The sequence below is a fragment of the Sphingomonas sp. genome (assembly GCF_003248515.1).
Taxonomy (GTDB): Bacteria; Pseudomonadota; Alphaproteobacteria; order Sphingomonadales; family Sphingomonadaceae; genus Sphingomonas_I.
The window spans coordinates 1-20,699 of sequence record NZ_QFOB01000005.1; the positions used below are offsets into that span (position 1 = coordinate 1).

Genomic DNA, 20,699 nt, shown 5'->3' on the forward strand with positions numbered 1-20,699 from the left:
GGTCAGCAGAAATGCCTGCACGAGAAGATCATAGGGCTGTTCCCGCCAGGCAGGGTCGTCGAAGCGGCGGTCCTGGGGCAGCGGCTCGATTGCGGGAAGCGTGTCGGGATCGCCGGCACGCCGGGCTGCATAATCAGCCAGTCGCATATATTTGCGACCCAGCTTGGCAGCCAGTTGCAACTGCTTGCCCGGAGAGATGGCGAGATGGAGCGCCCAGTCCGACCATGCCTGAACCAGCGTTGCCGGAGACAGGCCATGCGTGGCCTGCGCCATCATCGCAGCCGCTGCATGATCGAGCGTTTCAGCGATGCCGTCGAGGGGGTCGGTTTGGTGCTTATCGATCGACATGCTCGGTCTCCTGCAGCAGAGCTGCCATGCTCACACGCGGCCCAAACCCGCCTACCGCGTTTTCCGCGGGCGTTCTGCGGCCTCCAGAAAGGTCGAGTGACTCCGCTTTGCTGTTTATCGCTGTGGAGGGCATGGCTCGCCGTGAAGCAAAGTTTCGATAATGGTTTCCGCGATGAGAATTCGGGCGGCGTCCTCGGGAATCTCAGGGGCAAGAGATCGCAGGACCGTAGGAAAGCTGGCGGGTTGATTGGCGGCGGCGCTCAGCAACGCGAAAAAGAGCGCAGGGTGACTCGCCCGGATTATGCCTTGCGCGATTCCGGCCTCGTAAAGCGTCCGACAACTTTCATAGGCAGGATGGATCAGTTGTTCCGTAACCAGTGTCGACCGCTCAGACCTATCCGCCGCGTGCCGAACGACAAAATCCCTGACATAGGGGTGGTCTGAATAAAAATAGACTATACGAGGAATGGCATCACAAAGACGGTCGTAAACTGATCGGCTTTCGTCAGAGGCGATTCTGGATATATCGGATATTATCCCAGACGCACTTTTAGTTATAGCGTCAAGGCAGGCATTCCAGAGTTGAGTCTTGCTTCCAAAGTGCACGCGGATCAGGTTTTGACTGACACCGGCCGCCGATGCGATTCCTCTCAGATCCGCGCGCTCAAATCCGTCATGCGAAAATGCGCAGATGGCGGCGGCCAGCAACTCCTGCCTGCCACCGGCCATATCCTTTGGCCTGCGCCCGCGGGGCGGAGCAACAGCAGGGAAGGCGGCCTCGGTCGGCATAAACGGTCCATGATATGTTCAACTGAACATATATGATGGAATGCTCCGGCACAATATTTGTTTCGGGTGCAGTTCGAACGCGAAGCCGAGCCCGGGCTGCCGGGTTGCGGCCTCGCCAGGCGCTCCCAATGGGGCACGGACTGGGCACCCTGGCTCTTTCAGCTTGTCTTCGCCGGAGTCGCATCGCGGGTGATGATGCTTCTCCGTGGAATCTGCCGCCAGCTGCCTCGGCTCTCCGGCAGAGGCGGTAATTGCGGAGCGAGTCGATCAAATGCGACAAGCGCCGCCACCGTCACCTCCGGGCTCTGGTCGATGAGTCCCGACCATAATAGGTTCTACCTCCCTTTTCATGATATCGGATCTGATATCCTGCTGTAAGACTTCAGGAGGTGACCGTTGGCGTTCGCATCCTACAGATCGACCCTCGAAATCATTTATCACGCGGCGCGCGATCCGAGCGGCTGGTCAAACGCGCTCGAGCAGACCGCGGATTATGTCGGCGGCACGGGGGCGTTGATCGCGCATCACGACTTGTCCCGGAACGAGGGCTCGCTGATTGTTGGGCGGCTTCGCGAGGATCTCTCGGAATTGTACTTGCGCCGCTATGGCCGCAATCCGTTCAGTGTCGGCATCGTCCGTTATCCGCCCGGCAGCGTGCAGATCGCTGGACGCCTTGCCGATCCCGCAGCCGTCCGGAAGAGCGCCTTTCACGCAGATATCCTGGCGCCCCAGCGTATCGTCGAGAAATTGATGTTTGCCCATGCGCCGTTCATGACGCAGACGCACACCGGCGGCTTTGCGGTGACCTTGGACCATCGCGGCGCAGACGATGTTGAGCGTCGACGCAGACGAATGGCACGACTGGCGCCGCATCTGTCGACCGCGCTCGAATTGAATCACCTCGTGGCCGCACTTGCGACCAGCGGTCGACAGCTTCAGGCCGTGCTGGAGGCGATGCCGCTCGCAGCGATGATCGTCGATATCAGAGGGCGGATTGAAGCTCTCAATGCCGCCTGCGAGGACATACTATCGCGGGGCGACTGCCTGCGCGTCGAGCCTGGGCTGATCGTGACAACCGTCGATCCTGCCAATGCCGCCGCAATAGCTGCGCTGATAACGTCGGCATCTGGTCCCGATTCTGCTTCGCGCGTCTGTCGCCTCTACGGCACATCGGGCGCTCTCCTTCTCGTCAAAGGCTCACCGCTGCCCGACAGCGTCGTCGAGGCCTGGGAAGGCCGGCCACACGGCGGCCGCGTGCTCCTGCAGATCATTGCCCCCTTCGGTGATCGTGACAATCCTCTCGACCGCAGTTGGCGCGACCTGTTCGGCCTCACGCGATCCGAGGCGCGCACCGCCACCCTGTTCGGGCGGGGGCTCTCTGCCGTCGAGACCGCAGATCGTCTGGGCGTTAGTGTCACGACCGTCCGCACCCACATCGCGCACTGCTTCAGCAAGACCGGCGTGCACTCCCAGGCGGCATTGGCGCGGCTTATGGTCGCAGTCCAGCAACTCGACCGAAGGCCCTGAGCCTCGTTCTGGTCTCAGATTGTGCGTGTCGTCTCATCAGATCTGATGAGGGGTTCCGAAGCGGTTGCTGGCAGGATCGATCATATCGGTCGATCCGGAATCCACGGGGGTCGCCCGCGGATTGTCTGAAAAGGGGGCGGCTATGAAGCGGGGTAGCATGACTGTTGGACGATATCGTTCGGGTTTTCGCCGGGGCATAGGCGCGACGCTTCTCGCAATCGCGCCGCTTGGCATGGGGTTTGGACTGTCCGCACCGGCGGCTGCAACGTCGCTCCTCGAACAGATCTCGCCGACGCCGGCCGTTTATACGCTCAATACGGATTATGCTCTTTCGGGTTCCCGAGCCTGCTTCGTGGGCGATGATGCTTGTAGGTTTCGCCGCGATCGGGACGGCCTTCCGCCGACGAGGAGCGTTCATCGCGCACGCGGCCTGAGCTCCTGCTTGTTCAGCGTGTTTCGCGCCGGCCGCGCGATCAAATCTAGCCTGCGGTGGACTCGGGGCCGCCGCATCGAGTGGCGATTACATCGTGCCCGGCAAGGTGCCGCGGAACGGCTATTTCGAAGCCTTAATGGCCGCCTGCGCGACGAACGTCTCAACGAGACGCTATTTGCGTCTTTGAGCCATACCCGTTCGGTGCTGAGAAATTGGGCACGACCATGACAACCATGTGAGGTAGCGTCGCGATATGGGGGGCTGACGCCCGCTGATGCTGCCAGACGGCCCGTGCAAGCCCGCCCAGATGGACACCATTTCGACTTATAATCGAAGAAACACGGGGAGCACGCCAGCGACCAAGCGGCGCGGCCAGCGCTTGCACGGATTCCCGATCAGTTCGGGAGAGCAGGGCTCAGATTATGTCTTCACTCTCAAGTCAGTGCCCATGCTCAGGATTGTGATCGCCGCAAGCAGCATGACAGCACCGGCAAAGGCCATGGTCCAGATCGGTTCGGCCGGAAAGAAATGATGCATGATCGTGCCCATCACCGTCGCCACCAGCAGCTGCGGAATGACGACGAAGGCGTTGAACAGCCCCATATAAATGCCGAGCTTGGCTTGCGGCACGCTGGATGCCAGCATCGCGTAGGGCATGGCGAGGGTCGACGCCCAGGCGATACCGATCGCTACTTCCGACAAGAGCAGCGCCCGCGCATCGCGCAGAACGAGGAAGGAAAGGAAACCGACCGCACCGAGGGTCAGCGCCAGCGCATGAGTCTGTGCCTGGCCGATGCGGCGGGCCAGTGGCTGAAGCAGGAAGGGGGCGGCAAAAGCGGCGACGCCATTATAGGTGGCAAAGAGGATGCCGACCCAATTGCCGCCCTCATTGTAGGCGGGGCTGCTCGGGTCGGCCGAACCGAAGAAATATTGGGCGACGACAGGCGTGGTATAAATCCACATGATGAACAGCGCCGACCAGGTAAAGAACTGGACCAGCGCCAGCTTCTTCATCATCGCCGGCATGGTCGCGAAATTGCCGACGATGTGGTTCAGCAGATTGTCGGTCCGCCCGCGGGCATGTAGCCTCCGGGCGACGATGCGGGCGATGCCATAGGCTGCGAGCAGGCAGCCGAGCAGATAGAGTTCCTTTTCCAGCGCCCAGCCCCGGACTGCGGCCACGATGGCAAAGCCGGCGATGATCCATAGCGGACCGCCGGCGGGGACAGGTGGCGCTTCCTGCTCGGTCGTCGTTTCAGTCTCGCTGGCAAAGCCGGCCATCTGTTCGGGCGAATATTCGCGGGTGCTGAGCACTGTCCAGAGCACGGCGAGAAAGAGCGCCGCGCCGCCGATATAGAAGCTGATGCGCACCGTGTCGGGGATCATGCCGGCGGACGCGACATTGGAGACGCCCATCTGGTCGAGCAGCCAGGGGGTGGACGAGCCTACCACCGCGCCCGTGCCGATGAAGGCGGTCTGGATAGCATAGCCGGCCATATGCTGCTCCTTTGCCAGCATGTCGCCGACAAAGGCACGGAACGGCTCCATTGAGACGTTGAGCGAGGCGTCGAGAATCCAGAGCATCACAGCGGCGGCCATCAGGCCGGGCGCATTGGGCATGCCGAACAGGGCGAGCGCTGCGAACAGCGCGCCGGCGAAGAAATAGGGCCGGCGCCGGCCGAGGCGGCACCAGGTGCGGTCGCTATAATGACCGATGATCGGCTGGACCAGCAGGCCGGTCAGTGGTGCGGCGATCCACAACAGGGCGAGATTGTCGAGATTCTCCCCCAGCGACTGGAAGATTCGGGACATGTTGGCGTTCTGCAACGCAAAGCCGATCTGGATGCCGAAGAAGCCGAAGCTGATATTACACAGCCCCCGGAAGCCTTGTCGGGGCCGGCCGTCGGACGTCGCTGTCCCCTGTGCCAGCCGCGTTTCATTCATCCCAGCCATCCCCATCCTTCGCCTTAAATTCTTACGTTTGCCGCGCATTTTGACATTTATTTGCCTGCAGATGATCCCGTCGGAGAGTGAGGCGGGCAGAGTGACGAGGCCAGTCTGTAGGGATGCGGCCTCGTAGGAAGGCCATGACCCTCACTGTCTGCGCTTCTCGCCGCTGGCAACGAAGCGGATCGCCTGACCGCCGCCGGGTGCAAGGTCGAGGCTGAGGACGTCGCCCTTCTTCACCTGCTTCTTTTCGATGACGATCGCGTGGCGGGCATCGGTGCGATAGGTGGCACCGGGGCCATCGCGATAGATTTCCGCGGTATAACCGCGGCCCGCGTCGAGGAAGTCGAGCGTCACCTTGCTGGAGCGTGCCTGTTCATCGCCCACGGCGCCCAGATACCAGTCGTCGCTGCCCTTCGCCTTGCGCGCGATGGTGGCATAGTCGCCGACCTCGCCATTCAGCGCCCGGGTGTCGGACCAGTCGGTCGGTACATCCTTGATGAACTGGAAGGGGCCGGGATATTTGGCGTAATTTTCCGGCGTGTCGGCCGCCATCACCACAGGTGAATAGAGGACGACATAAAGAGCGAGTTGCTTGGCGATGGTCGAATGGATGGCGCTGCCTTCCGAGCCCGACAGGCTGAGAACGCCGGGGGTGAAGTCCATCGGGCCGCCCAGCAACTGGGTGAAGATCAGGTTCGCCTCATGCTCGGGCGGGTTCTTGCCGCCGACCCAGGCATTATACTCCATGCCCCGTCCGCCTTCGCGCGCGATCCAATTGGGATAAGTGCGGCGCAGGCCCGTATCCTTGACCGGTTCGTGGCTGTCGATGCTGACATGATATTTGGCGGCGGTCTGCACGACGCGCAGATAATGGTTCACCATCCACTGGCCTTCATGCCACTCGCGATGCTTCGAGCCATCGGCGTCGACCCGCTCGATCTGGCCCGCATCGGTGACATAGCCGGTCTTCACCACTTGCTCGCCATGGTCGGCCGCCCATTTGAACGCGGTGTCGAGCTGGCCGTCATAGTGGCTGGCCGAGCCGCCGGTTTCATGATGGCCGATCAGGGCGACGCTCTTCGACTTCGCATAGGTGGCGAGGCTGTCCGCATCAAAATCTTCGGTCGGCTGCGAGAAGTTCATTTGATTGCCATTGCCGAACCAGTTTCCGTCCCAGCCGACATTCCAGCCTTCGACCAGCACGGCAGGGATGCCGCTGGCGGCGGCGAAATCGATATAGCGACGGACATTGGCAGTGGTGGCGCCATGCTTTGGGCCGCGCGCCCAGGTCCATTCGCCCTTGATCATGTTCCACCAGACGCCGACGAACTTGCCCGGCCTGATCCAGGAAACATCCCCGAGCTTGTTCGGTTCGTTGAGGTTCAGGATCATGTGGTTCATGTAGAGGCCGGGGGCATCGTCGGCGACGGCGATGGTGCGCCAGGGGGTAGAGAAGCCGGCGTCGCGTGACACCTTGGGCGCGCCCGAACCGGGCGTCAGCGCGGCGCGGAAGGTATTCCCTTCGGCGCGGGCGAGATTCATGCCGGCATAGTCGACCAGAGCGGCCTCATGCAGCGCGACATGGGTGCCGTCGGCCAGCTTCACCGTCATCACTGTCTGGGCGGTGCCGACAGCATCGAGTGGTGTGCGGTTGTAGAGATATTCCTCGCGGTTCCACTCATAGGCGGGCTTCCACCAGGCGGTGCCGCCCTGCGCGAAGGCGAACTGGGTCAATTCCTCGGCGATATTGGCGTGATGGAGGTGGGCCTGGTCGGGCAGCGTGTAGCGGAAGGCGACGCCGTCATCGAACAGGCGGAAGGTCACGTCCATCTCGCGCTGGAGATCGCCCTTTTCGTGGAAGACCAGCTTCAGCTCATTATGATGGTCGCGGATCGTGGTCCATTCGCCCCAGGGCTGCGTCCAGCTGCTGTCGCTGCCCGCCTGCTTGCTGTCGGCCAGCGTCAGGTTGCGCTCGATCTTGGGTGCGTCGGTGAACATGAAGCCCAGGCGACTGTCGGCAATCAGTGGTTTGCCGTTGCGCTGCACGGCATAGCTGGGGCGTCCCTCGCCATCGAGACTGATGGTGAGGGTGATATGGCCGTCGGGCGAGGATGCCTTGGCCACCACGTCGGCGCGCGCGGCGGCGGGCGCGAGCGCCAGGGCGATGAGGGGCAATGCGAGCGCGGTCAGTCGCGTCATGGGGACGTCCTTAAACGTGGAAGGCGGCGACGAGGCCGGATGCGGGGGCGAAATTCCAGTCGGTGATGCGGCCGGTCGACAGTTCAACCTGCCAGCGTGCCGCATCGGCCGGGCGCCAGGCGATGGGGCCGGTGCCGAGATTGAAGATGCAGAGGCGCTGCTGCCCGTCCTGTATCCGTTCGAAGGCGAGCAGATCGTCGGGCGTGTCGAGGAAATCGATTGTGCCGCAGCGCAACGCTGGGGTGGCGTTGCGCAGGGCCAGCACTTCGCGCGTCCAGTGGAGCAGCGAGGCGGGGTCGCTCTCTTGCTCATCGACGGCGAGCGCGCGATGCGCCTCTCCCACCGGTAGCCAGGGTTTCCTGTTGGAGAAGCCGAGCCAGGGCGCCGCGCCGGCCCAGGGCATCGGTGTCCGCGCGCCATCGCGCGACAACGTCAGCGGCCAGTTGGCGATCGCCTCGGGATCCCGCAGATCCTCAAACGCGATATCGACCTGCGGCAGGCCCAGTTCCTCGCCATAATAGAGGAAGATATTGCCACGCAGGCAGGCGAGCAGCAGCATCTTCATCCGGCAGTAGACATGGACGTCGATGTCGCCCGCCCAGCGCGAGATGGCGCGCGGCGCGTCATGGTTTTCAAACGCCCAGCTTGGCCAGCCGATCCCCTGTTCCGCCGGCCAGCGCGACAACGCGGCCTTCAGGAAAGGCGCAGTCAGCTTGGGGGCGTAGAGAAAGTCGAAGCCATAGGCAGTGTTGAGGCGGTGATCTCCTTCCGTGAAGGCCTTCATCTCCGCATCGCTGTCATCCCCACCGACTTCGGCGACGGTGAAGCGATCGGGATATTCGTCGAACACCGCACGCACCTTTTCCAGGAACAGCGGAATGTCCGGATGGCTCTGGCTGTAGCGCTTGATCTGGAAATCATAGGGGCGTGTGCGGGTGCGGCCGTCTTCCGGTGCGGGTGGATTGTCGCGCAGATTCGGGTCGGGCATCGAATGGTTGATCGCGTCAATGCGGAAGCCGTCGACGCCGCGATCGAGCCAGAAGCGGACGATGTCCAGCACCGCGGCCTGCACCTTGCCATTGTGCAGATTGATCTGCGGCTGTTCCTTGAGGAAATTGTGCATGTAGTATTGGCCACGCCGCGCGTCCCAGGTCCAGGCCGCGCCGCCGAATACCGACTGCCAGTTGTTGGGCGGGGTGCCGTCCGGCTTTGCATCGGCCCAGACATACCAGTCTGCATGAGCATTGCCGCGGCTGGAGCGGCTCTCGATGAACCAGGGATGTTCGTCGGAGGTATGGGCCCAGACCTGATCGACGATGATGCGCAGTCCGAGGTCATGGGCGCGGGCGATCAGCGCATCGAAATCGGAGAGCGTGCCGAAGATCGGATCGACATCGCAATAGTCCGACACGTCATAACCGAAATCGCGCATCGGGCTCTTGAAGAAGGGCGACAGCCATATGGCATCGACGCCGAGCGAGGCGACATAGGAAAGATGGGCGGTGATGCCGGCGAGATCGCCGACGCCGTCGCCGTTCGAGTCGGCAAAGCTGCGTGGATAGATCTGGTAGATGGTGGCGCCGCGCCACCAGGGGGCCGTGTCGGTCATTGCGGAACATTGCTCCGTACAGCGCAGACGCTGTAGCCAAGGGGGGGGAGGTCGAGGGTGAGACTGCCGGGCGCAGAGGCGCGCGGGGCGCAGGCCACGCCGGCAAGTGTCTCGAAGGCCATGGAGGCGGTGTCCACCTGAACCTGAGCCTTGATCGGGGCGGTCGACGTGTTGAAGGCGATCAGATATTCGGCGCCTGTGTCGGGATCGAAACGCGAAATGGCGAACAGGCCCGGCTCATCGCCGCGTGCGCGGATCGTCTCGTCGCCCCGACGAAGCGCGGCATGGCCGGTGCGCAGCTGCGCGAGCGCCGCAATCTCGCGATAGAGTGGGTGGGTGGGATCGAAGTGTGGCGTGGCGGTGGTCGCATCGCTGCCGAGCAGGCGATTATCGTTGAAACTCGCGACCCGACTGCCGAACATGTCCTCGCGCGCGTCCTGATCGCCGCCGTCGCCAACGAAGCCCTGTTCATCGCCGTAATAGATTGTCGGCACGCCGCGCAGCGTCAGCAGCATGACGTTGGCGAGCATCACCCGGCGCAGCACTTCGTCCTCGCCGGCCTGCGGAAAGGCACGGCGGACGAAGGTGGCAAAACGGCCGGCGTCATGGTTGCTGATGAAGGTGGGAAGTCGGCGCGCGGTGGCGCTGCCGCCCTGGTAGAGGGCGTCACCGGCCAGCATGTGTTCCCAGGTGGCGGTCGCCGCCTTGCCCGCAACGGTTTCCAGCGCGGCCTGGCGGAAGGCGAAGTCGAGCACGGCGGGTAAGCCGCCTTCGCGGGTGTGCCAGGCGAGCGGACCGGCATCGACGGCTTCGACATAGACTTCGCCGAAGATATGGAAATTGGGGATGCCGCGCGCCTTGGCCCGTGCCTGCATGGCGGGAACGAACTGCTGCCAGAAGTGCGGGTCGACATGACGGGCGGTGTCGATGCGGAAGCCGTCGATGCCGAAGCGATCGATCCAGCCGCCGAAAATGTCGATCATGCCGGCGATGACGCGAGGATGCTCGGTCATCAGATCGTCGAGGCCGGCGAAATCGCCCATGGTCGTGCTCTCGCCCGAATAGGTCGTCTCGCCGCGATTGTGATAGTAGCGGACATCGTTCAGCCAGACCGGGTTCTTTACGGTCTGCTCACCCTTGGGCACGAAGGGGGTGTAGGCGTAGGACGGGTCGGTGAGCTTGCCGAAATTGGCGTCGCTATGGTCTGTGTCGCCAGTGAAGCCGGGATTGATCGCCGCGCCCGCAACTCCGCCGCGCCTTTGATAGGGATAGTCGGCGCGCGAATGATAAGGACAGGGTTTGTCCGTGCATTCGCGATACTGGATGACGTCGGCTGTGTGGTTGACGATGATGTCCATATAGACCTTCATCCCCCTCCCATGGGCGGCCTTTACCAGTGCAGCGAAATCAGCATCGGTGCCGAAATGTGGGTCGACATGCTCGAAATCGGTGATCCAGTAGCCGTGATAGCCCGCGCTTTCCTGCCCCTGGGGGCCCTGCACCGGCTTGTTCCGGAAAATCGGGCCGATCCAGATGGCCGTGGCGCCCAGACCCTGAATATAGTCAAGGCGGCGGATCAGCCCCTTGAGGTCGCCGCCGTGGTAGAAGCCCTTGGATGCAGGGTCATAGCCGGTCCGGAGCCGGTCGCCCTTCAAGCCGCCCTTGTCATTGGCAGGATCGGCATTGTCGAATCGGTCGGGCAGGATGAAATAGATGACTTCATCTTCGGGCAGGCGGGCCAGAAACGCCTGATCCCGAGCTATTGCCGGGGCAGAAAGTACGCACAAGACTGCCAGCGGGATTGCCGTTCGTCCGCGCATCCTTTCACCCTCTCGTTTCCACGTTTGCCTGATTGATACAACTTTCTGACCTTATTAGTCGGCGGGATCGAGTTGGGCCAAGGAGGCAGCATACGTATTCAGGGCGAGCGGCCGCTCTATATGCAAGCCTGCCGCGCTGGCGTATTATTGGGCGATGGGAACGAACGACAAGCCGACCTCCTTCGATATAGCCACGCTGGCCGGCGTCTCCCAACCCACCGTGTCACGCGCACTCCGTGGCGACAAGACGGTCAGAGAAGGAACGCGAAAGCGTATCGAAATGATCGCCCGCCAACTAAACTATGCCGTCGATAAGAATGCTTCGTCGCTGCGCCGCGGAAAGAGTAATACGCTGGCGCTTCTGTTTTTCGAGGATCTTCTGCCAGGCGAAAGCTGGATCAATCCATTCTTCTTATCGATGCTTGGTCCAATTCTTCATACCTGCGCCAAGCGTGGATATGACTTGCTTACAAGCTTCCAGCAACTGTCGACGGACTGGCATGTCGATTATGAGGATAGCCGCAAGGCTGATGGGATCATCCTGCTCGGCTATGGCGATTACGAAATCTATCGCACCCGACTGGAGCAACTGGTTGCGCAGGGCACGCATTTCGTGCGCTGGGGATCTGTAGACCAGCGTGCGCTGGGCATGACGATAGGCTGCGATAATCGGCGCGGTGGGCGCGATGCCGGCGAGCATTTGATTGCGCGGGGATGCAGCCGGATTGCCTTCCTGGGCGACGCATCGAGCCATTATCCCGAATTTCGTGACCGTTATGCCGGCCTGTCCGAAGTGCTGCGCGAGGCCGGCCATGGGGTGGATCCCGGCCTGCATGTAGATGCGCTGTCGACCGAGCAATCGGGCTATGAGGCTGCGAGCCGGCTGATCGCGCGTGACGTGACGTTTGACGCGATCTTCGCCGGATCGGACCTGATCGCGATCGGAGCGATGCGGGCGCTCGATGAGCATGGCCTGTCGGTTCCCGGCGACGTTGCGCTGATCGGCTTCGACGACATTCCCGCCGCGGGCCTGACCAGACCGCCGCTGACCACCATTGCCCAGGATTATCTGCGCGCGGGCGAGGTGCTGGTCGATGCGCTGATCGGCCAGATCGACCGAACGCCAGTGATGCCGACCCTGTTGGCGCCACGGCTTGTGACGCGAATGACAGCTTAATAGCGTCCCAGACGCACCCGTGGATCCGTCATCCCGGTGAAGCTGAAATTTTGTGAGTGTGAACGAGGCCGCAGGGAGCCTGCCTTCGTCGGCGTTGCATGGAGGGCGCCCAACTGCCCTATCCCTCAAAAAAACAGGCTGACGCCCCCCCCTGTGTTGGAGGGGGCGCAGGGCTCCGCCAAGGATTGCCCGCGTGCGGTCGGGCAATCCAGGAAGGCGTCAGCAAGAATTTCCCCTATCGGCTCGAAGGCCGATCAGAACTTGTAGGACAGGCCCAGATAATAATCGCGCCCGTATCGCTGATAATCGATGACCTGGCGCTTGTCGTCATTCTGATAGGTGACGAAGGGTTGGTCCGTGAGGTTCTTGCCCTGCAGCAGGATCGACAGGCCGGTCAGCGGACCCGACTGGAATTCGTAGCCGATCTGTGCGTCGAGAATGCCCTCCGCCTTGGCGGTTCGGAAGGTCGGTGCGGCCGAGAGGCCGGCAACTTCGCCCAGGAAGGAGGAGCGATAGCGATAGGAGATGCGCGCCTGGAAGCCGCTCTTTTCATAATAGGCGGTTCCGCTGGCGACCCATTTGGACAGGCCGGGCAGCGTGACAGCCTCGTTCGGATTGCTGCCATATCTGACTTCGCTGTAGGTGTAAGAACCGCTGGCGAAGATGCCGAATCCGTCGAGACTTTTGCTGAACACCTTGAACGGCAGCGACGCGGTTCCCTCCATGCCCATGATCGTCCCCTTGCCGGTGTTGGCCGGGGCCTTTAGCAGGCCAATGTAGCTGCGGTCGGCGATAATCTGGTCGCGGATGCTGGCGGGCAGCGAGGCCAGCACGTTCGAGAAATCATAGGCGATGTTGTTGTTGGGGTCGACGAAGTCGGTCAGATTCTTGAAGTAACCCGCGAGCGAGAGATAGCCGCCACCCGAGAAATATTTCTCGATCGAAAGGTCGATGTTGGTCGACTGATAAGGACGCAGCGCGATGTTGCCACCATTCGAGCTGAACGGGCTGTACTGCGGATCGGAGCCCAAGCCCACATTGGCCAGGTTGAAGCTATATTCCTGGTTGACGCGTTCCTGATCCATACGCGGACGGACCATGGTCTGGGCCGCGCCCATCTTCACGAAGAAGCCCGGCTCCAGCTCAACCGAGAGTTGGGCGCTGGGCAGGAAGTTGGTGAAACTGTCCTTGCCCGAAGCCGGGACGACGGTGACCACGCCATTGGAGAAGTTGGAGATGGTGCCGGTCGACGCTTGGCGGGTGTGGATCACCTGCATACCAATCGCGCCCTTCAGCGGCTTGCCGCCCAAGTCGCCGTCCAGCGTCATCTTCGCATAGCCGGTGAAGACATCTTCCTTCACGACATTGTCGCGGACAAGTGAGGACGGCCGGTTATCATATACGGCATCCAGCACGTTATTGTAGAGATAGAGCGGGTTCAGCGTGAGCATCGCCGGCACGCCCAGATAATCGAGCGAAACATTGGAGCCAAGCAGCGCCGCCTGCGGCACGGGTGTCGATCCCGGCGTGCCGCCCGCGATGGTGCAATCCGTGCCACCGCTCGGGCATAGGAAATAGCTGGTATAGGCGCTGGTTTTCTTGCGCCGACTGTAATTACCGCCGATTTCCCAGTGTTTGAAGATGCTGCCCGAAATGTCACCGATCAGATTGGTACGGAACGACTTCAAGTCGTCGATGAACTTGGGTCGGTTAAGGAATCCTGCCTGCACGACCGCGGTAGTGCCGTTGTAGCCCCAGCCATTGGGATCGGTCAGGCTGATGACGTTGGTATTAGTATAGTCGAGCGTCGGCACGATGCTGAACAGGCCGTTCGACTGGCGCTCGACGCGCACGGTGTCGGACACACCCGAACGCAGATAGCCGGTGCCCGAATAGGTTTCGAGCAGGAAGTCGGTGCGCTTGGCATGCGACCAGCTGGCATCGACGTTCAGCTTCAGCCGATCGTTCAGGTGAATGTCGTTGTTCCAGCCGAGCGAGATCGTGTCGGCCTTGCGCTTGTTATAATCGTTGCGCTGGACGCCATAGACATTCGAGAAAGTGGCGCCGGTGACGAAGCCGTTTTCGACCGTCGTGTTGCTGACGCCGACATCGGTGCCCCAGACCAGGGGGAATTCGATGCCGCGCAGGCGCTGCACTTCTTCGAAGTGTGAACCGAGGACGTCGAAGGTCGAGTGGAAATTGTCGCTCGGCTGCCATTCCAGCGTGCCGACCATGCCGTAGCGCTTCAAGAGGTTCGACTGCACATAGGGCTTGGCACCGCCGATGATGAGGTCGCCGCTTGCATCGGTCGGATAACCCCAGGCGTTGAAGCGCTCATTCTGCGAAGGGGTCTGCGAGGCCGCGAAACCCAGCGACAGGCCCAGCGTGTCGTCGGCGAACTGATCGACATAGGTGGCCGAGGCGCGATAGCCGTAGCGTTCGCCATCGGGGTTGAGCTTGTCCATGCCATTCATCTGGCCGCGCAGAGACACAGCGAGAATACGATCATTCTTGTCGAGCGGGCGCAACATGCGCAGATCGACCGTGCCGGAGATGCCGGCAGCGATCAGCGCGGCGTCGGCGCTCTTGTAAACATTGACGTTCTGGAAGAATTCCGACGGATACTGATCGTATTCGACGCCGCGATTGTCGCCGACGGTGACTTGTTCGCGCCCGTTGAGCAGGGTGGTCGAGAAATCGGGGCCAAGGCCGCGGATCGACAGGCGCTGGTCACGGCCTTCGAGGCGCTGGGCGGTGACGCCGGGCAGGCGGGCGAGCGAGTCCGCGATCGACACGTCAGGCAGTTTGCCCACATCTTCGGCCGAGATGGAATCGACGATCAGGACGGATTCCCGTTTCGTCTTGGCGGCGGATGCAAGCGAGGCCCGAATGCCGGAGACGACGATGTCTTCTGTTGATGCCTGGGTTTCGGGCTGTGTTTGATCTTGGGCAAGCAATGGTGCTGGTAAAAAAGCCCCAAACATAAGCGCAGTGCACAGGAAGGGATTGTGGAAATTTTGCATTAGATGAAGTCCTCCCCAGACCACTTTACTTGTCTTGGCCGTTACGGATTTTCGACCAGCATAATTATCACCCCAAAGCGTGCATAGCTTTCAACATACGTATTCAGTGGCATGGGCTGTCATGAATGTGGCCGTCGAGCAGGTGGTCTGCGATTCGATATGGCACGGCTTAAGATTACGCCGTCTCCCGGCAGCAGAAGCCGCCAATGGGATCTGTCCGGCAGGCTGACGAAGAAGGTGGCGACGGTGGCGAGGACGCCCGTCAGCCGTGTCGACACCATATTCAGGGCAAACACCGCATCCCGCATACGTTCGGGCACGGCAGTTCGATTGTGAGCCGTGGTGTCGGAACCGGGACCCGGACTCAGCCTGCTCGACGGCGTCTAAGCTGGGTGATGGAGGCTTTCCCCATCGACACCAACGTGGCGCAGGGTATTCGCAAGCCGGAGGATAATGTCCGGGAGCGCCGAGTGAGCGAAGCCGAACACAGCATCCCCGGCAAGATTCTCACGAAAGCCGACGCGGACGACCCATATATAATGGTCGACCGGAAAGGAGTGGATATCGACGGAAGCAGCTTCTTGGTCTGTCGACAGCAGGGACGGAAGGTCGGTCCGGCAGCTCGACCAGTTGGCGGTCGAGCATTTCGAGAAATGACGAGACGGGCATGTGCGCTGTCTCAGGCCACGCGCCCCTCGGTGTCACCAAGCTCTACGTCAAGGCGAGCCGGGAAAGGGAGGTGAGGATCGCCGTGTGCAGGCGCGAGCATATCGTGTTGCTTACGGTTGGCCGGGATTGACCGACGAAACGAATCGATATCGTAAATTGGCCGATTTCGCCCGCGTGGTCACCGGAACGACCGGCGAATATCTAAACGCGTGTCCAAATGGGCATCAGGCAAGCCTCCACCGTCGGCTAAAAGCGCATTAAAACCACGGTGTAGGATGGCTCCCCGAGCAGGATTCGAACCTGCGGCCATTCGATTAACAGTCGAATGCTCTACCGCTGAGCTATCGGGGAACAACGGGAGCGGCGCCTATATGGCGAGCCGGCGTGGCAGGCAAGCCTTGGCGAGCACCTAAATTTCAATTCTTGCCCTTCGAAGCGGAGAAGGCACGGCAGCGCCATGATCGGGCACGGGCGGGAGGATCGGGCGGAAGCACCCGGCTACGGCTCAGAAGGCGAATTGCTCGCGCGCGATGCGATCGTCGAGCGCGTGTTCGGGATCGAACATCAAGGTGAGCTGCGTCGCGCGATCCACCGACACGTCGATTCGCGCCACGTCCCGCACTTCGCGCTGGTCCGCCACGGCGCTCACCGGCCGCTTGACCGGATCGAGCACGCGGAAGCTCACCTTGGTCCGGTCGGGCAGGATCGCGCCCCGCCAGCGGCGCGGGCGGAAGGCGCTGATCGGCGTCAGCGCCACGAGCGAGCTGTCGAGCGGCAGGATCGGTCCCTGCGCCGAAAGATTGTAGGCGGTCGATCCCACCGGCGTGGCGACAAGCACGCCATCCGCCACCAGTTCGGGCAGAACGACGCGGCCGTCGATCGAGATTTCGATCCACGCGGTCTGCCGCGTTTCGCGCAGCAGGGAGACTTCGTTGATCGCAGGGATGGAGATGCTGGTGCCTTCCACCGTGATCGCGTCCATGCGCAGCGGCTGCACCTTCACCGTCTTCGCCCGCGCGAGCCGGTTTTCCAGCAGATCCGGGCTGAACTCGTTCATCAGGAAGCCGACGGTGCCCAGGTTCATGCCGAAGATCGGCAAGGCGCGCCGCCGGTCCAGCATCGAATGGAGCACCTGCAGCAGGAAGCCGTCGCCACCCAGCGCCACGACGATCTCGGCCTCCGCCATCGGCACCCATTCGTAGCGGTGCTTCAGTTCCTCCGCGGCGGCCTGCGCGGTCGGGCTGGGGGATACGGCCAGGGCCAGCCGGGGTTCTCCGCTCATCCGCCCGTTACGCTCATATGTCGATCCACGGCGGGCGCCGCGCCACGCGCGTCGATGTGGAAATCATGCGCGAGCGGCTTGGCGGCGAGCGCGCGATCCAGCGCCGCGTCTATCCCCTCGCGCCCGCCCTCTCGCCACGCCGCGCGCAGATCCACCTTCCGTTCGCTGCCCAGGCACATGAATAGTTCGCCCGACACGGTCAGCCGCACGCGATTGCAGGTTGCGCAGAAATTCTCGCTGAGCGGCGTGATGAAGCCCAGCCTGATGCCCAGATCATCCATCCGCACATAGCGCGCCGGGCCGCCCGTCCGGTCGCCAAGCGGCGTCATCGCATGGCGCTCCGCCAGTTTCGCCTTCACGCCGTCCAACGGAAGGAAACGATCCACGCGATCCTCGTCCATCGCGCCAAGCGGCATCGTCTCGATCAGCGTCAGATCATGGCCCCGGGCCGCGCACCAGCGCAGCATCGGCTCGATCTCGTCCTCGTTCAGGCCCTTGAGCGCCACCATGTTGATCTTGATCGAAAGGCCCGCCCCGCGTGCCGCGTCGATACCCGCCAGCACGGGATCCAGATCTCCCACGCGGGTGATGTGGCGGAAGCGCGCGGGATCGAGGCTGTCGAGGCTCACATTGATACGGCGCACGCCGGCCTCGCGCAGCGTGATGGCATGATCGGCCAGCCGCGTGCCGTTGGTCGTAAGCGTCAGTTCGTCCAGCCCGTCGCCCAGCCGCGCGCCGATCATCCGGGCCAGTTCCGGCACGCCCCTCCGCACGAGCGGCTCGCCACCCGTCAGCCGGATGCGCCGCACGCCACGATCGATAAACGCGTCGGAAATGGCGGCGATTTCCTCCAGCGACATTACGGCGCTCCGGGGCAGGAACGTCATCTTCTCGGCCATGCAATAGCGGCAGCGCAGATCGCACCGGTCGGTCACGGAGATGCGGACATAGGTGATGTGCCGGCCAAATGCGTCGATCAGGGCGGGGGCGGCGCTCACATGCGGTAGCTAGGGTGGCATCGGCTTCGCGGCAAGGGTGGGCCGGGCGGGGACGGAAGGGGGCGGGGCAAAAGGAGGGGTGGGGCAAAAGGCGCACGCGGGGGCAGGCGCCTGTTGCGCGCGCCGCGCGGGGCGGCCATCCTTCGCGCGATGCCTCATTTCCGCACCCGGATCCGATGATCGCTCTCTCCGGCCTTGCCGTGATCCTGATCGGCTTCCTGCTCCGTCTCCAGCCCCTCCTCGTCGTCGCGGTCGCCGCTGCCGTCACCGGGCTCGCTGCGGGCATGGGGCCGATCGCGATCCTCGCGGCCTTCGGCAAGGCCTTCAACACGAACCGCTACGTCACCGTCGTCTATGTTCTGCTGCCCCTGATCGGCCTGCTGGAGCGCAACGGGCTGCAGGAGCGGGCTCGGGCCGTGGTGGCGAATATGCGGGGTCTTTCGCTGGGGCGGCTGCTGGCGGGCTATATGCTGCTGCGCCAGCTCACGGCGGGGCTCGGCCTCACCTCGATCGCGGGCCATCCGCAGACAGTGCGCCCGCTCGTCGCCCCGATGGCGGAGGCCGCCGCCGATCCCGAAGGCACGATGGCCGGGGCCGAGCGCGAGAAGATCCGCGCTCTCGCCGCCGCGACGGACAATATCGCGCTCTTCTTCGGGGAGGACGTGTTCATCGCGATCGGATCGATCCTGCTGATGAAGGGCTTCCTCGAACAATATGGCATCATGATCGAGCCGCTGTCGCTGTCCGTCTGGGCGATTCCCACGGCGATCTGCGCTTTCCTGATCCACGGCGGAAGGCTGATGCTGTGGAAGCGGAAGGCCGCCCCTTCCGACCATGCCGGCTCTGTGACAGGAGCGGCCCGCACGGAAGAAGGGGAGGGGGGCGCCCGATGATCTCCCTCGGCTTTCCCTATGCCGTCGCTGGGCTGATGTTCTCGGGGTTCGCGGCCTGGTCGTGCGCGCGCGCCCGCTGGCTGAACGGGCTGATGTGGGCTCTGCTCGCGCTGAGCTTTCTTGCTGGCGATTGGATCGGCGATGTCGGCAATGGCGTGCTGGTGCTCGCCCTCGTGACGGTCGCCACGATCGGCATCAGGCGCCCCGCGCCGTGCCCCGCTCTCGCGGAGGCGCGATCCGCCTCCGCCGCGCGCCAAGGCAATCGCCTGTTCCTTCCCGCGCTGGCCGTGCCGGTCATCACGATCGGCGGCACCTTCCTGTTCAAGGCGATGCCGTCCCTGTTCGATCCGAAGCAGGCCACGCTCATCGCGCTCACGGTGGCGGCGATCGCGGGGCTCGGGCTTGCGACATGGCTGTTCCGCGCCTCGGCGCTGGAGCCGCTGGAGGAAGGCGCGCGGCTGATGGATTCGGTCGGCTGGGCGGCGATCCTGCCGCAGATGCTGGCCGCGCTCGGCGCGCTGTTCGCAGCGGCGGGGCTGGGCGAAACGATGGGCAGTATGCTCGGCGCGATCCTGCCGGAGGGCAGCCTGATCGCGGCGGCGCTTGTCTATATGGGCGGCATGGCGCTGCTCACGATGGCGATGGGCAATGCCTTCGCCGCATTTCCGGTGATGACAGGGGCGGTCGGCCTGCCGCTTCTGGTGCATGTGCATCATGGCAATCCGGCAGCGGTGGCGGCACTCGGCATGCTGTCGGGCTTCTGCGGCACATTGCTCACGCCGATGGCGGCCAATTTCAATATCGTGCCAGCCAATCTCCTCGATCTTTCCAGCCGCTATGCGGTGATCCGCGCGCAGGCACCCACCGCGATCCTGCTGTGGATCGCCAATCTCCTGATCCTCTTTCTGCTGGCTTTCCGATGACCGCTCTTACTGCCGAAACCGCCGCCGCCTTCGCCCGCCTCACGCTGGGGCATGTCGGGCGCGAATATCCCTACAAGATGGATCATGTCCTGTTGGGGGATGGGGATGCGATGCCGCCGCGCCTGCTCCACCCGATCTTTCACGGCAGTTTCGATTGGCACAGCTGCGTCCATGGCTGGTGGCAGTTGCTCACGTTGGCGCGCCTCCATCCGGAGATGCCGGAAGCCGCCGCCATCGCCGTGCGCGCGGATGAGATGCTGGTGCCAGGCAAGGTGGCGGGCGAACTGGCCTATCTCTCCCGTCCGCTCTCGGCCGCGTTCGAGCGGCCTTATGGCTGGGCGTGGCTGCTCGCCCTGCATGGCGAGGCATCCCGCCACATGGCGGCAGGCTGGGGCGATGCCCTCGCGCCGCTGGCCCATGCCTTCGCGCGCCGCTTCGCGGATTATCTGCCCAAGCTCACCTATCCCTTGCGCGTGGGCACGCACGGGAACAGCGCCTTCGCACTGATCCACGCCGCGCGCTGGGCGCGGATCCACGATCCCGATCTGCTCGCCCTGATCGCGGCGCGAGCGCAGCATTGGTATGCGGGCGATCGGGCCGCGCAGGCATGGGAGCCGGCCGGCGACGAATTCCTGTCGGGCACCTTGTGCGAGGCGATGCTGATGTCAGAATTGCTCGCGCCCGATCCGTTCCGCCTCTGGTTCGATGCGTTCCTGCCCGATGTCGCGGCGGGGCGGCCCGAAACCCTGTTCACCCCCGCCTTCGTCTCGGATCGAAGCGACGGGAAGATCGCGCATCTGGATGGCCTGAATCTCAGCCGTGGCTGGTGCTGGCGCACGCTGGCGGATCGGCTCGGCCCGGCGCATCCGGCCCATGCCGGCGCGCTTGCGACGGCCGATGCGCATATCGCCGCCGCATTACCGCATCTGGCGGATGATTATGCCGGGGAACATTGGCTGGCGACATTCGCGCTGCTCGCCCTCACGGCCTGAGGGCCGGTGTCGTCCTGCGCGGGAAGGCGCATTTCCGGGCGGATTCTCAGCAGATCATCCTGTCGCC

Annotated in this window: 14 protein-coding genes, 1 tRNA gene and 2 pseudogenes; 7 read left to right on the forward strand and 10 right to left on the reverse strand. The window is 63.1% G+C overall.

The window, feature by feature from the left end:
- Window positions 1-348, reverse strand: a 348-nt coding sequence (locus DI605_RS09680; RefSeq protein WP_293972624.1) for a poly-beta-hydroxybutyrate polymerase N-terminal domain-containing protein, incomplete at its 3' end; no start/stop codon positions are given.
- A gap of 114 nt (window positions 349-462) precedes the next feature.
- Window positions 463-1,137, reverse strand: coding sequence for a TetR/AcrR family transcriptional regulator (locus DI605_RS09685; RefSeq protein WP_293972627.1), 675 nt, complete (start codon window positions 1,135-1,137; stop codon window positions 463-465).
- A 396-nt stretch (window positions 1,138-1,533) separates the two neighbouring features.
- On the opposite strand from DI605_RS09685, the gene DI605_RS09690 reads away from it, so the two are divergent.
- The 3 genes and pseudogenes from DI605_RS09690 to DI605_RS21490 form a co-directional block, all read left to right on the forward strand.
- A complete protein-coding gene (locus DI605_RS09690; protein WP_293972630.1) occupies window positions 1,534-2,664 on the forward strand; it encodes a LuxR C-terminal-related transcriptional regulator in 1,131 nt (376 codons plus the stop codon).
- Between the two features lie 323 nt (window positions 2,665-2,987).
- Window positions 2,988-3,098 carry a PEPxxWA-CTERM sorting domain-containing protein gene (locus tag DI605_RS09695; RefSeq protein WP_293972633.1) on the forward strand — a complete coding sequence of 37 codons (111 nt, stop codon included), beginning with the start codon at window positions 2,988-2,990 and terminating at the stop codon, window positions 3,096-3,098.
- 128 nt (window positions 3,099-3,226) lie between these two features.
- Window positions 3,227-3,313 (forward strand): annotated as a pseudogene (locus DI605_RS21490) (hypothetical protein); the annotation flags it as partial.
- A gap of 204 nt (window positions 3,314-3,517) precedes the next feature.
- Here the strand turns inward: DI605_RS21490 and DI605_RS09700 are convergent.
- The 4 genes from DI605_RS09700 to DI605_RS09715 all read right to left on the reverse strand — a co-directional run bounded on the left by DI605_RS09700 (window position 3,518) and on the right by DI605_RS09715 (window position 10,675).
- On the reverse strand, window positions 3,518-5,050 hold the full coding sequence (locus tag DI605_RS09700) for an MFS transporter (RefSeq protein ID WP_293972636.1): 1,533 nt from the start codon (window positions 5,048-5,050) through the stop codon (window positions 3,518-3,520).
- A 141-nt stretch (window positions 5,051-5,191) separates the two neighbouring features.
- Window positions 5,192-7,246 carry a glycoside hydrolase family 97 protein gene (locus DI605_RS09705; protein ID WP_293972639.1) on the reverse strand — a complete coding sequence of 685 codons (2,055 nt, stop codon included), beginning with the start codon at window positions 7,244-7,246 and terminating at the stop codon, window positions 5,192-5,194.
- A 10-nt stretch (window positions 7,247-7,256) separates the two neighbouring features.
- A complete protein-coding gene (locus DI605_RS09710; RefSeq protein ID WP_293972642.1) occupies window positions 7,257-8,855 on the reverse strand; it encodes an alpha-glucosidase in 1,599 nt (532 codons plus the stop codon).
- The gene (locus tag DI605_RS09715) at window positions 8,852-10,675 is read right to left on the reverse strand and encodes an alpha-amylase family glycosyl hydrolase (RefSeq protein ID WP_293972645.1); all 1,824 of its coding nucleotides are present in this window, start codon (window positions 10,673-10,675) and stop codon (window positions 8,852-8,854) included. The genes DI605_RS09710 and DI605_RS09715 overlap by 4 nt, the downstream gene beginning before the upstream one ends.
- 154 nt (window positions 10,676-10,829) lie before the next feature.
- Between DI605_RS09715 and DI605_RS09720 the strand changes: the two genes are divergently transcribed.
- Window positions 10,830-11,852, forward strand: a complete 1,023-nt coding sequence (locus tag DI605_RS09720) for a LacI family DNA-binding transcriptional regulator (RefSeq protein ID WP_293972648.1) — start codon at window positions 10,830-10,832, stop codon at window positions 11,850-11,852.
- A 254-nt stretch (window positions 11,853-12,106) separates the two neighbouring features.
- Here the strand turns inward: DI605_RS09720 and DI605_RS09725 are convergent.
- From DI605_RS09725 to moaA, 4 genes and pseudogenes are all read right to left on the reverse strand, one after another.
- Window positions 12,107-14,767: pseudogene (locus DI605_RS09725) on the reverse strand (TonB-dependent receptor); the annotation flags it as partial.
- A gap of 1,053 nt (window positions 14,768-15,820) precedes the next feature.
- Window positions 15,821-15,895, reverse strand: a tRNA-Asn gene (locus DI605_RS09730).
- 154 nt (window positions 15,896-16,049) lie between these two features.
- Window positions 16,050-16,826 (reverse strand): NAD kinase, encoded by a 777-nt coding sequence (locus DI605_RS09735; protein WP_293972651.1) that lies wholly within the window; start codon window positions 16,824-16,826, stop codon window positions 16,050-16,052.
- Window positions 16,823-17,824, reverse strand: a complete 1,002-nt coding sequence (gene moaA / locus DI605_RS09740; protein WP_293972653.1) for a GTP 3',8-cyclase MoaA — start codon at window positions 17,822-17,824, stop codon at window positions 16,823-16,825. The genes DI605_RS09735 and moaA overlap by 4 nt, the downstream gene beginning before the upstream one ends.
- Window positions 17,825-18,000: 176 nt before the next feature.
- Here moaA and DI605_RS09745 point away from each other — a divergent pair, with 176 nt between their 5' ends.
- Genes DI605_RS09745 through DI605_RS09755 form a run of 3 tightly spaced genes read left to right on the forward strand, consistent with a single transcriptional unit; the run spans window position 18,001 to window position 20,632 of the window.
- Window positions 18,001-18,717 (forward strand): DUF969 domain-containing protein, encoded by a 717-nt coding sequence (locus tag DI605_RS09745; RefSeq protein ID WP_293972656.1) that lies wholly within the window; start codon window positions 18,001-18,003, stop codon window positions 18,715-18,717.
- Window positions 18,714-19,640: a DUF979 family protein gene (locus DI605_RS09750; protein WP_293972658.1), complete on the forward strand. Its 927-nt coding sequence runs from the start codon at window positions 18,714-18,716 to the stop codon at window positions 19,638-19,640. Before DI605_RS09745 ends, DI605_RS09750 begins: the two co-directional genes overlap by 4 nt.
- The gene (locus DI605_RS09755) at window positions 19,637-20,632 is read left to right on the forward strand and encodes a DUF2891 domain-containing protein (RefSeq protein WP_293972661.1); all 996 of its coding nucleotides are present in this window, start codon (window positions 19,637-19,639) and stop codon (window positions 20,630-20,632) included. The genes DI605_RS09750 and DI605_RS09755 overlap by 4 nt, the downstream gene beginning before the upstream one ends.
- Window positions 20,633-20,699: the final 67 nt, after the last annotated feature.

Coding starts and splice junctions, on each gene's coding strand:
- DI605_RS09685 (WP_293972627.1), bottom strand. CDS start 1,137: ATGCCGACCGAGGCCGCCTTCCCTGCTGTTGCTCCGCCCCGCGGGCGC.
- DI605_RS09695 (WP_293972633.1), top strand. CDS start 2,988: ATGCTCTTTCGGGTTCCCGAGCCTGCTTCGTGGGCGATGATGCTTGTA.
- DI605_RS09700 (WP_293972636.1), bottom strand. CDS start 5,050: ATGGCTGGGATGAATGAAACGCGGCTGGCACAGGGGACAGCGACGTCC.
- DI605_RS09705 (WP_293972639.1), bottom strand. CDS start 7,246: ATGACGCGACTGACCGCGCTCGCATTGCCCCTCATCGCCCTGGCGCTC.
- DI605_RS09710 (WP_293972642.1), bottom strand. CDS start 8,855: ATGACCGACACGGCCCCCTGGTGGCGCGGCGCCACCATCTACCAGATC.
- DI605_RS09715 (WP_293972645.1), bottom strand. CDS start 10,675: ATGCGCGGACGAACGGCAATCCCGCTGGCAGTCTTGTGCGTACTTTCT.
- DI605_RS09720 (WP_293972648.1), top strand. CDS start 10,830: ATGGGAACGAACGACAAGCCGACCTCCTTCGATATAGCCACGCTGGCC.
- DI605_RS09735 (WP_293972651.1), bottom strand. CDS start 16,826: ATGAGCGGAGAACCCCGGCTGGCCCTGGCCGTATCCCCCAGCCCGACC.
- DI605_RS09745 (WP_293972656.1), top strand. CDS start 18,001: ATGATCGCTCTCTCCGGCCTTGCCGTGATCCTGATCGGCTTCCTGCTC.
- DI605_RS09750 (WP_293972658.1), top strand. CDS start 18,714: ATGATCTCCCTCGGCTTTCCCTATGCCGTCGCTGGGCTGATGTTCTCG.
- DI605_RS09755 (WP_293972661.1), top strand. CDS start 19,637: ATGACCGCTCTTACTGCCGAAACCGCCGCCGCCTTCGCCCGCCTCACG.